Raw genomic sequence first — 10880 nt, 5'->3', positions numbered from 1 at the left:
GTTGCTCATCTGCGCGACGATCTGCGCGAGCAGCGCTTCGATGCCGGCTGCGATCGCGGCGGCCTCGCCCTCTTTCCCGTGATCGTCCGCAATCAGGCAACGCACCGACCAGGTCGTGCCCATCGTCTGCCCGCCGCATCGATGCAGCACCACCGCGCCCTCGGGCAGTGTCGGTGGCGCATCGAAGCGCAGCGGCACCAGCACGCGCCGGGCAGCGAAGGCAGGCGCGGACGCCGGCGCGGACTGCGTGCGAGGCGCCGCGGCGGCGGACATCGGCAGCATCGGGAAGTCCAATCCGCCGCGCTTACTGCGGCAGCACCTCGAAGGTCGCCATATAGGCCGCGCGGCGCGCCTTGGCGGGCTTCAGCGAGACCTTGTCGTCGCGCACCTCGGCCTCGATCCAGTACATGCCCGGCGACGGCCACTTGACGCTGAACTTGCCGTCGGCATCGGTCTTGACCTTGATCTCGCCAAGCTGGTCGCGATAGCGGTTACCGCCCGGCACCACTTCGACTTCGACATTGGCCGCCGGCTTGCCGTCGAGCAGCAGCCGGAAGTTGGCCGGCTCGCCCGCGAACAGATCGTTGGGATGGGTGACCGGCGCCAGCTCCAGCCCGCGGCCGGTGGTCTTCAACGCCTGCGTGGTCGGCTTGCCGGCGGTCACGAAAGTCTCGAGCCGGCTCTCCGACTGGGTCACCTGCAGCTCCTGCGCGTTGGCCGGCACCTTCTGCGCGAAATCCTCGGCCGAGCCGCGCCACCGCTTGGTCTGGCCGTTCTCCTTGTAGCTGGCGAACAGGCCATTGTTGACCACGGCCAGCTTGTAGGTGCCCGGCGCGGTCAGATGCACGTCGAAGGTGCTGCGATAGCGGCCGGTGCTCTGGTTCTCGGCCTTGGCCGGGCTGCCGTCCGGCGCGCTGACGCTGAGGTTGTCCAGCCGCAGCGGGAAATGCTCGAAGTAGAACAGGTCGTTGGACACCGCGGCGTCGACGGTGACCCACGGGTCGCTGCCCGACAGCACGGTGGCCGACGGCAGCAGCCATTGGCGGTGGGCGTGCGCCGACAGCGGCAGCAGCGCAACCAGGGCGAGCGCGGACAGCCTGGCGCAGAGGGACATTGGGGACATCGCGGAACGGTTCATCGAGGGCTCCAGGGCACGGGATCGGAAAGCGTCGAAAGGAATGCGGCGGACGGCGGCGCAGCGCGCGCCGCTCATGGCTTCAGGCTGACGGTGACGGCGCCCAGCTCGTGCTGGCCCTTCGCCTGCGCGGACCCGGCACCGGATTTGGCACCGGATTTGGCATCGGATTTGGCACCTTCAGGCGGCCAGGCAAACGGCACGCGCACCAACTCGCGGCCACCGACCTCGCGCGCGGCCTCGACCACCAGCTGGTATTCGCCGGCGGGCAGCTTCGCCAGCGGCGCCTTGCCGTCGGTGAAGGTCACGGTGTGTTCGCCCGGCGCGCGCGTCGCGCCGGAGATGCCGTCGGCCGGCATCTGCAGGTCGCGGCCGGCCTTGCGCCACCACTGGCGCATGTCCTTCAGCCACTTGGTGCCCTCGGCGTCCTTCAGCTTGACGTCGTACCAGACCGACAGCGTCGCGACCGGGGTCTGGTCGGCGCGCTCCAGCCACATCGCCACATAGGGGCGGTGATATTCGGCGACGCTCAGGCGCGGGATCTCGACCTTGACCTGGATCTCCGCGCCCGCGGCGGGCGTGGCGAACGACATCGCCGCCAGGCCGGTCAGGCCGCCCAGGCCGGTCATGGAGACGCTAAGCAAACGACGCATACAGGAACCTCGTCAATGGATAAACAGGATGGCCAGCAGCAGCGGGGCGACCAGCCCCAGGCCGACCAGCGGCCAGGTGGCGACGCGCCCACCGGCGTGCAGCTTCAGCAGGAACAGCCCGGTCACGCAGAACACCAGGCAGGCGAACGCGAACACGTCCAGGAACAGGCTCCAGGCGCCACCGGTATTGCGGCCCTTGTGCAGATCGTTCAGATAGGAGATCCAGCCGCGCGTGGTCAGTTCGTACTGCGCCTCGCCGCTGTCCAGCGCGACGCTGACCCAGCCATCACCACCGGGCCGCGGCAGCGCCACGTAGATTTCGTCGGCGGACCATTCGGCCTCGCGCCCCTGCGCATCGATGTCGAATTCGCGCCGCAGCCAGTCCGCCAGCTCCGCGGGGACCGGGGCCTTGTCCTGGCCGGCCAGCGCCGGTTCCCGGGCCTGCAACGCCGCCAGCACCGGGGCCGGTACCTCGGCAGTGCGGCTGACGACCTTTGGCTCGGCCTCGATCTGGCCGGCATGGTTCAGCGTGAAGCCCGTCACGGCGAACAGCAGCATGCCGATCAGGCAGAGCGCGGAGCTGATCCAGTGCCATTGGTGCAGATGCTTGAGCCAGAACGCCCGGCGTTGCTGCGCCGCGCCCAGACGTGTTTCCAGGGGCGGGTCCAGGCGGGGGTCCAGACGGGATTGGGTCATGACTGTGTTCCGGCGCCACTGCGTGTTGCTTGTCGCCGGGGCAATGCGGCGTGCGGGACGGGGCGCAGCGCGCTGCGCGGACGTTGGCCGTCCTCGTGGACCCGTCGCAACGGGAGTTTCAGGAGACCGAAAGAATAATTGTTCTCATTTGGTCCTGCAATCCAGACGTGATCAATCCGTATTACAGCGCATTTCACGCGGACCCACTTTGTAAGTAAGTGCATGTAACTTTACGCGTACGGACATGATTGTGCCGGCATTTGCACTCATGGAAAGCCCTAGGCCGGTCCCGGTCAAGTTTGTCCGCCGGTCCGCCGTTATGCCCCGGACAAACACAATTTTTACGGTGGACCACGGGGAAACACGATGCTGGAACGTCTTAGCTTGAGAAAGAAATTGCTGCTGCCATTGGTGCTCAGCTGGGTGTGCCTGCTGGCGCTGCTGCTGTGGGACGCCTGGCAGATGCGCAACATGCGGCTGGACGAGCGCCGCACCGACCTCGTCCACGTCACCGAAACGGCGCTGTCGGTGGTCAAGGCCTACGAGGCCGAAGCGAAGGCCGGCAAGCTGACGGTGGAGCAGGCCAAGGAATTCGCCGTCGACAAGGTCAAGGCGATGCGCTTTGGCAGCGACGGCTATTTCACGCTGATGCGCTCGGACACCGTGGTGGTGATGCACCCGATCAAGTCGGAGATGAATGGCAAGAGCATGGCCGACTTCAAGGACCCGGCCGGCACCTACCTGTTCCGCGACATCGCCGAGATCGGCAAGGGACCGGGCACCGGCTTCGTCCACTACCTGTGGCCCAAGCCCGACGCGGAGGCCCCGCAGCCCAAGCTCAGCTATGTCGCCAACTTCAAGCCGTGGGACTGGAACTTCATCTCCGGCGTCTATCTGGACGACATCGACGCGGCCTTCCGCGCCTCGCTGTGGCAATCGCTGGGGCTGCTGCTGGTGATCGGCACGCTGATGAGCCTGGTCGTCATCCGCATCGCCAACGGCCTGCACAAACAGCTTGGCGGTGAGCCGGCGCTCACCTCGCATATCGCCAGCCGGATCGCGGAAGGCGATCTGGCCAGCCGCGTCGAGGTCGCGCCCGGCGACCAGCGCAGCGTGCTGTTCGCGATGGCGCAGATGCAGCAACGGCTGACTGGTGCGATCGGCACCATCCGCGGCTCGGCCGATTCGATCGCCGGCGCCGCCAAGCAGATCGCCGCCGGCAATGCCGACCTGTCGCGGCGCAGCGAGGAACAGGCCGCCTCGCTCGAGGAGACCGCCGCCAGCATGGAGCAACTGACCAGCACCGTGCGCCAGACCGCCGACAACGCCCGGCAGGCCAGCCGGCTTGCCGAAGGCGCGTCCGAGATCGCGGTCCGCGGCGGCGAGATCGTCCATCAGGTGGTGTCGACGATGGGCGAGATCAAGGACGCGTCGGGCAAGGTCGTCGACATCATCGGCGTGATCGAGGGCATCGCCTTCCAGACCAATATCCTCGCGCTGAACGCCGCGGTCGAAGCCGCCCGCGCCGGCGACCAGGGCCGCGGCTTTGCCGTGGTGGCCGGCGAAGTACGCAGCCTCGCCCAGCGCAGCGCCACCGCCGCCAAGGAAATCAAGGCGCTGATCGGCAACTCGGCGCAGCGCGTCGAGGACGGCTCGGCGCTGGTCGAGAACGCCGGCAAGGCGATGGGCGAGATCGTCGAGGCGGTCAAGCGCGTCACCGACCTGATCGGCGAAATGCGCGCGGCCACCGAGGAACAGACCGGCGGCATCGAACAGGTGAACCAGGCCGTCACGCAGATGGACCAGATGGCGCAGCAGAATGCCGCGCTGGTCGAGCAGGCGGCCGCGGCGGCGGCTTCGCTGGAGGACCAGGCCGACGCGCTGCACCGGGCGGTGGGGACGTTCCGGTTGGCGGCTTGATCCGCCCAGAGCGTGGGGTCGGCCCGGTACGTTGAAAGAACCGCTGGGTGGCTCTGGATGGCCTGCGGCGTCGTGTGTATAGTCCACGCTCTGCGCTTGACGTGAACCGGTGAACAGCCGGCCCGGCGGGCGCAGGGAATCCAATACGAACAAGGACAGTTGCACACGGCCGCGCGCTCACAAGGCGACGCGAAGCCATCCATCCAGAGGAGCATCATGGCCCGTACCACCACCCTTCACCCCGTCCGCCCGATCGCCGCGCTGCTGCTTTGCGCCGGACTGCTCACCGGCGCTGCCCATGCGCAGACGGTTGCCGCACCTGCGGCACCGGCTGCCTCGGCGGCCACCACGGCTGCCGCTGCGACGGCGCCAAGCCAGGCCCGCAAGGCCAATATCGTGATCGTCGGCACCGGCGGCACCATCGCCGGCGCCGGCGCCTCGGCCATCAATACCGCCGCCTACCAGTCGGCGGTGGTGCCGGTCGACAAGATCATCGCGTCGGTGCCGGAGATCTCGAAGGTTGCCAACGTCAAGGGCGAGCAGATTTTCCAGATCGGCTCGGAGAGCTTCAACAACGAGCGCCTGCTCAAGCTGGGCAAGCGCGTGTCGGAACTGCTGAAGCAGCCGGACGTCGACGGCGTCGTGATCACGCACGGCACCGACACCATCGAGGAAACCGCCTACTTCCTGAACCTGACGCTCAAGAGCGACAAGCCGGTGGTGGTGGTCGGCTCGATGCGCCCGGGTACGGCGCTGGGCGCCGACGGCGCGCTGAATCTGTACGACGCGGTGCTGGTCGCCTCCAGCCCCGAGTCGAAGGGCAAGGGCACGCTGGTGGTGCTGAACGACGAGATCCACACGGGCCGAGACGTCACCAAGAGCAATACCTTCAAGACCGAGACCTTCCGCTCGCCGTTCGGCCCGCTGGGCTATGTGGTCGAGGGCCGCACGTTGTACTACCGCCTGCCGGCGCGTCCGCACACCACCGCGACCGAATGGGACATCGACCGCATCGACCGCCTGCCCGAAGTGGCAATCGTCTATGCCTACGGCAACGCGAATCCGGCAAGCGTGGACGCAGCGGTCCGGAACGGCGCCAAGGCGATCGTCTATGCCGGCACCGGCAATGGCAGCGTCGGCGAATACATGGTCGAACCGCTGAAGGCGGCCCGCGCCAAGGGCGTACAGATCATCCGCGCCTCGCGCACCGGCAGCGGCATCGTGATCCGCAACGGCGAGCAGCCCGACGACAAGTACGACTGGGTGGTGGTCGACGACCAGCTGCCGCAGAAGGCGCGCATCCTGGCCGCGCTGGCGCTGACCAAAACGAACGACACGCGCGAGCTGCAGAAGATCTTGTGGAAGTATTGATGCGCTGAGGTACTGAAGTGCCAAGGCGGATCGCTCGAGGCCCGGGTTAGTCCGGCCCGCCCAGGCAGCGCGAGCGCTCCGCCGTCCAGGTCCGCATGTAGGCGATCACCTGCCTTAGGCCGGCCTCCGTCGTCATCAAACTGATCGGAGTCTGCCCACCGAGATACGGCGAGGGGGCATCGAACCATTGAAATGCCGCCGACCGGCTGCCCCGGACCGCGGTGGCCAATTGCAGCGCTTCCTCGAATAGCTCAGGGTGCGCATGCCATGAATCCGGCTTGACCGTCGGCTTTTTCCCGCCATGGATCACGCGCGGCAACTGCGAAGCGGCCAGCTCCTCGACGGTGAGATGGCGGCGCACCCAATGACAATGGGCCGCCAAATCGGCATTCGGCAATCGCTGCCGATCGAGCGTCGGGATGACCAGGCCGACGATCACCTTCGTGTGTGCGCGGATCATCCGAAGCGCTGGCATCAGATCCGTATCGTTCGACACGATGACGGCTTGGTCGATCTGATCGGAGGCGGCGTCATGATAGGCATGCAGCGCAAGATTGACATCGCTCTGCTTTTCCTCGAGTTTCCAGACCGGGACCCGATCGCAGTCGCGCGGCCACCGTCCCGGGCAGGCTTCATCGATACGGGGCATTCTCACTTTGGTAAGCGAGTAATACCCTTCGACGATTCGAATGCGGCCGTCATGGAGCTTGCGCAATGCCGAGTGATAGCGTGCCTGCGAAGAGACTGAATCGGCTGCCTTGGCCGCGGTTTCGATGATTCTGGCCGTGAAGTATTGAATCGCTTCCGGCAGCAGCTCGGACCGGCACGGTACGCCCGCACGTTGTACGAGGATCGAAGGAAGGACCTGCTGCGAGAATAGTTGGAAGAGGTCGAGCCACTTGTAGCAGGTGCCCTTGAGGCAACCATAGTAGAAGTTGTAGCCGTCCACATAGACCCGAGTACGCAGGGCACTCGGCGCCATTTTCCCTCGCTGCATGGATGTCCCCTGAAACGAAAAAACCGGCTTGCGCCGGCTTTTTCTCCCAGGCACCGGATGGACAAGCCACGCCGGTTTCAAGGGTTAGTTGTTAAGCAAAGGGTACCGAGCCAGGTTCGTGACGTCAACATGCGATACGCTGCACGGGCGGAGTCGCCGTCACGCCTCGCCGCCGATGTAACAAAAAGTATCTCCGCCCGATCAATACTTGTAATGAGATCAATTCTCATTTACTATCGCATCACTGTCTGACGACGCCGACACCTGAGTATCAGGACCGAGGCGCAGACCAGCCGGTGGCGCGACACCAGCGCTTGCCGCAAGAATTCCGCGACGTCGCCTGGCGGCGTCCGACAACCGTCTTTTGTGGGGACCGCTCCGTACCGCGGAGCGTTTGGCAGTAGCCAGTCGCCGGAGGATCAGGGAAGCAACCAGACCCCGCTTTCTTGATCGCCAAACTTCGTCGGCAAGCAAAGCCACCTTTTTATTCCTGGCGCCGTGCCCTGCACGGCGTGTCTTTCCGGGCGCCCGGCCAGGGCGCGGCAGCCGGAACATCCGTCGCCCGGCGCGCGTTCCGCGCCGGCGCATCGAGCGCCCTCCTCTGACTGTCCGCCGCTTCGCATGCCAGCCCACTGATGGAGCTTCGCGATGGAACGCCTGTTCAAGCCATTGACCGAACTGAAACGCATCCTGGCGCGGCAGTTGCGCGAGCAGCCGGGTTGCCACGATTGCCAGTTGCGCGCGGTGTGCGTGCACCGGCCCGACCATACCGGCTGCAACTGGAGCGCGGAGGTTGATTTTCCCGGTCGGTGCGATGACGATGCCGTGCGCGACCTGCCGCATGCCCGGCAGGTCATCATGCTGGTGCGCGAGCGCTACAACGTTGCCGCCGGTCTTGCGGGACATGGCAGTCGCGAGGCCGGCGCCGCCGCGGCCTGGGCCGCCGGCCGCCAACTCACGCGATGATCGTTCACCGCCCGATCATGGCCGCCCCGCGGCCGGCACCGCCGGCACCGCCGCCGGCCTCAACACCAGCCACAACGCCACGCCGATCAGCGCCCCGCCCACCGCGTGGGCCCAGGACAGCGACTCGCCCAGAAACACGGCGCCCCAGACAATGCCGAACGGCGGAATCAGAAAGGTCACGCTGAGCGCGCGCACCGGTCCGATATCGGCGATCAGCCGGAAATACAGGATGTAGGCGAGCGCGGTGCAGACAATGCCGAGCGCTGCCATCGCCGCCCAGACGCCGGCGCTTGCGGCCGGCAGCGTGTTCTCGCGGACAAGCGCCGCCACGCAAAACGGCAGCAGGAACAGTGTCGCGCCGACCATGCTCCCCGCCGCCACCAGCCTCGCATCGAGCCCGCCCTGCTGGCCAATCCAGCGGCGCGTCAGAAAGCCGGCCAGCCCATAGCAGGCGGTCGCGGCAAGACAAGCGAGAGCGCCGAGGAGCACCTCCATGCTGAACGCGACCGGGCCGGTCCGCGTCAACACCGCCACGCCGGCCACGCCGATCAATACGCCCGCGGCCTTGGCCAGCGTCATCCGTTCGGCAAAGAACAACGCGCCGATCAGCACGCCCATCAGCGGCGTCATCGCGTTGAACACCGCCGAATAACCGGCCGGCAGCCACAGCGCGGCAACCGAGTACATCACGAAGGGAATGCCGGAGTTGATCGCACCCAGCATCATCACGCGGACCCATTTGCCACGCATATCCCAGCGGATACGCAGTACGGCCAGGATCGCCGCCAATGCAAGCGCACCAATGACCACGCGCACGAAGGCCGCGGTCAGCGGGCCAAGCACCGGCGCGCCGACACGAATGAACAGGAAGCTGGCGCCCCAGATGGCGGACAGCGAGAGCAGACGGAGGAAATCGGCGGCGGTCATGACGGGATCGGCGCTCGTGGCGTCCGGTACAGGCGCGCGGATGTGCGCAGATGGCCGGATTTGACGCGCGTCGCGGCCCAATGGCAAGCCGTTTTCGGACATCCGCATGGTCCCGGCGTCCGCTCTGCCGATGTAACGGCGCAACTGTTGCGCGACGGCATCAGCTTGACCCCACAAAAGAAAGGGTAAATATTACAAGCAGTGACAAAACGCCTTAAGTGAAATTAAACTCTGACCTGCGCCAGAGTTAATTGACCCCTCCGACGCATTCCCGACGAGCCGCCAGGCAACTGGCGGCTTCTTTTTTTGGTGCGGCGGCACGGCGGCCGCGAACCGGCGGCATGCCGGGACAAAACGTACCCGTTTCTGCGGGCGCCGCCGACACGTCGTCGCTAGACGGCCTGTACCGCCACGCCCCGCTCGCAGCGCTCGATCAACTCCGCCAGCGGCACGCCGGCGCCGAACAGAAAGCCCTGCACCGCGTCGCAGCCCTGTTCCCGCAGGAAGCGGAACTGGTCGGCGGTTTCCACGCCTTCTGCCACGACCTGCAGCCGCAACTGATGGCCGAGCGCGATGATCGCCGCGACCACGGCCCGGTCCTCGCCATTGCCGTCGCCCTCGGCGAGATTGGCGACGAAGGAACGGTCGATCTTCAGCTTGTTGATCGGCAGCCGCGTCAGATAGCTCAACCCCGAATAGCCGGTACCGAAGTCGTCGATCGACAGGCCCACGCCGAGCGCGCGAATGCCGCGGAAGGCGTCGATCGTCTGCGGCGTACCCTCGATCAGGATGCCCTCGGTGACCTCGATCGCCAGATTGCGGGCCGGCAGGCCGCTTTCGCGCAGGCAGCGATCGACCAGCGCGGGGAAGTCCTCTTGCTGCAGGTGCGGCGGCGAGATATTGACCGCGACCTCCAGGTCAACGCCGGTGCGCATCCGCAGCGTCTGGATCTCGCGGCACGCGGTGGCCAACACCCATTCGCTGATCGGCACGATCAGCCCGCACTGCTCGGCGATCGGGATGAACTGGGCCGGCTGCATCGCGCCACGTTCGGGGGTGTGCCACGAGATCAGCGTCTCGACGCCAACGATGCGCTGGCTGGCGGTATCGACCAGCGGCTGATAGCGCAGCGTGAATTCCTGCTCGGCCAGCGCCCGCCGCAGCAGGCCCTCGATGGTGAAGCGGGCCAGCGACGCCTCCTTCATGTCAGGCGAGAAGCGGCGCACCTGGCCGCGGCCGCCTTGCTTGGCCGCATGCAGCGCCGCATCGGCCGCCTGCAACAGGTCGGCGACGGTATTGCCGTCGTTCGGAAACAGCGCCATGCCGATCGACGGCACCACCCGCAGCCTGACGCCGCCCAGCCGCAGTTCCTCCGACAGCCGCGCGACGATCTTGGCGGCCGCCAGTTCCGCCTCGCTGTCGTCGGCAATGTCCGACAACACCACCGCGAACTCGTCGCCATCCATCCGCGCCGCCAGATCGGCGCGGCGCACGGCGGCGCGCAGCCGGTCCGCCATGGTGCGCAACACGTCGTCGCCGACATGGTGGCCCAGCGAATCGTTGATGCGCTTGAACTGGTCCAGATCGATCAGCAGCAGCGCGACCCGGCCATTGCGGGCGCCGATCGCCTGCAGCAACGCGTCGGCGCGTCCGCTCAGATAGTCGCGGTTGGGCAGGCCGGTCAGCGTGTCGTGGTGCGCGAGGTGATCGATATAGGCATCGGCGCGCCGGCGCTCCGTCAGGTCATGGGCGATCGCCAGATAGCCGCCGGCACCGTCCTGCCGGGACTGGCCGGACTGGCCTGACTGGCCGTGGCGCTTGCCGGCATCGCCGCCCGGGTCGGACAGCGGCAACAGCGTCAATTGCACTGGCAGCGTCGAGCCACCCTTGCGGATGTAGTGCCAGGTGTGCTCGTCGACCAGCCCGAGGCGGGGCTTGGCGATCAGCGCTTCGAAACCGGGGGAGACCGGCTGGCCGAGCTCGGCGGACAGGGCACGGGCACGCGCGGCCAGTTCGCCCGGCTCGTGCAGCGCGCTGTATGGAATGCGTCCGACCAGTTCGTGCGCCTGGTACCAGAGCATCTGCTCACCGGGCCGGTTGATCGACGTGATGGTGCCGTGCCCGTCGAAAGCGATCACGCAGATCGGTGCATGGTCGAGCAGGCGTGCATGCCGCTGCGCCACCACATCGGCCGACTGCCTGGCGCGTTCGGCGC

General features: G+C 66.8%; 9 protein-coding genes and 1 pseudogene. 3 read left to right on the top strand and 7 right to left on the bottom strand.

All coding sequences use genetic code 11. The features are described from left to right. The 4 genes and pseudogenes from B551_RS05860 to B551_RS05845 all read right to left on the bottom strand — a co-directional run. A pseudogene (locus B551_RS05860) lies at positions 1 to 282 on the bottom strand (hypothetical protein); the annotation flags it as partial. A gap of 22 nt (positions 283 to 304) precedes the next feature. Further along, the gene (locus B551_RS05855; protein WP_043437622.1) at positions 305 to 1138 is read right to left on the bottom strand and encodes a DUF4198 domain-containing protein; all 834 of its coding nucleotides are present in this window, start codon (positions 1136 to 1138) and stop codon (positions 305 to 307) included. Positions 1139 to 1209: 71 nt separating this feature from the next. Further along, positions 1210 to 1788, bottom strand: a complete 579-nt coding sequence (locus tag B551_RS05850; protein ID WP_043437619.1) for a DUF2271 domain-containing protein — start codon at positions 1786 to 1788, stop codon at positions 1210 to 1212. Positions 1789 to 1800: 12 nt separating this feature from the next. After that, a complete protein-coding gene (locus B551_RS05845; protein ID WP_006578202.1) occupies positions 1801 to 2484 on the bottom strand; it encodes a PepSY-associated TM helix domain-containing protein in 684 nt (227 codons plus the stop codon). 366 nt (positions 2485 to 2850) lie between these two features. On the opposite strand from B551_RS05845, the gene B551_RS05840 reads away from it, so the two are divergent. Together B551_RS05840 and B551_RS05835 are read left to right on the top strand one after the other, a co-directional pair. After that, positions 2851 to 4404, top strand: a complete 1554-nt coding sequence (locus B551_RS05840; protein WP_023263660.1) for a methyl-accepting chemotaxis protein — start codon at positions 2851 to 2853, stop codon at positions 4402 to 4404. A 216-nt stretch (positions 4405 to 4620) separates the two neighbouring features. Further along, complete coding sequence (locus tag B551_RS05835) at positions 4621 to 5775, top strand: asparaginase (protein WP_006578200.1); 1155 nt, start codon at positions 4621 to 4623, stop codon at positions 5773 to 5775. Positions 5776 to 5821: 46 nt separating this feature from the next. Here the strand turns inward: B551_RS05835 and B551_RS05830 are convergent, their stop codons facing one another. Then, a complete protein-coding gene (locus B551_RS05830; protein WP_043437616.1) occupies positions 5822 to 6772 on the bottom strand; it encodes an antitoxin Xre/MbcA/ParS toxin-binding domain-containing protein in 951 nt (316 codons plus the stop codon). 648 nt (positions 6773 to 7420) lie between these two features. On the opposite strand from B551_RS05830, the gene B551_RS05825 reads away from it, so the two are divergent. Further along, on the top strand, positions 7421 to 7738 hold the full coding sequence (locus B551_RS05825) for a hypothetical protein (protein WP_023263658.1): 318 nt from the start codon (positions 7421 to 7423) through the stop codon (positions 7736 to 7738). A gap of 15 nt (positions 7739 to 7753) precedes the next feature. On the opposite strand, the gene B551_RS05820 is transcribed toward B551_RS05825, so the two are convergent. After that, positions 7754 to 8665, bottom strand: coding sequence for a DMT family transporter (locus B551_RS05820; RefSeq protein WP_006578463.1), 912 nt, complete (start codon positions 8663 to 8665; stop codon positions 7754 to 7756). 392 nt (positions 8666 to 9057) lie between these two features. After that, positions 9058 to 10880: bifunctional diguanylate cyclase/phosphodiesterase (locus tag B551_RS05815; protein WP_023263657.1), on the bottom strand; the 1823-nt coding region annotated here is incomplete at its 5' end.

The sequence above is a fragment of the Cupriavidus sp. HPC(L) genome (genome assembly GCF_000307735.3).
Classification (GTDB): Bacteria; Pseudomonadota; Gammaproteobacteria; order Burkholderiales; family Burkholderiaceae; genus Cupriavidus.
The sequence above is the reverse complement of the archived record's forward strand: the minus strand, read 5'-3'. Positions and strand labels throughout refer to the sequence as shown.

Excerpts from the sequence above, each read along its gene's own strand:
- B551_RS05855 (WP_043437622.1), bottom strand. The coding sequence starts at position 1,138 with ATGAACCGTTCCGCGATGTCCCCAATGTCCCTCTGCGCCAGGCTGTCC.
- B551_RS05850 (WP_043437619.1), bottom strand. The coding sequence starts at position 1,788 with ATGCGTCGTTTGCTTAGCGTCTCCATGACCGGCCTGGGCGGCCTGACC.
- B551_RS05845 (WP_006578202.1), bottom strand. The coding sequence starts at position 2,484 with ATGACCCAATCCCGTCTGGACCCCCGCCTGGACCCGCCCCTGGAAACA.
- B551_RS05840 (WP_023263660.1), top strand. The coding sequence starts at position 2,851 with ATGCTGGAACGTCTTAGCTTGAGAAAGAAATTGCTGCTGCCATTGGTG.
- B551_RS05835 (WP_006578200.1), top strand. The coding sequence starts at position 4,621 with ATGGCCCGTACCACCACCCTTCACCCCGTCCGCCCGATCGCCGCGCTG.
- B551_RS05830 (WP_043437616.1), bottom strand. The coding sequence starts at position 6,772 with ATGCAGCGAGGGAAAATGGCGCCGAGTGCCCTGCGTACTCGGGTCTAT.
- B551_RS05825 (WP_023263658.1), top strand. The coding sequence starts at position 7,421 with ATGGAACGCCTGTTCAAGCCATTGACCGAACTGAAACGCATCCTGGCG.
- B551_RS05820 (WP_006578463.1), bottom strand. The coding sequence starts at position 8,665 with ATGACCGCCGCCGATTTCCTCCGTCTGCTCTCGCTGTCCGCCATCTGG.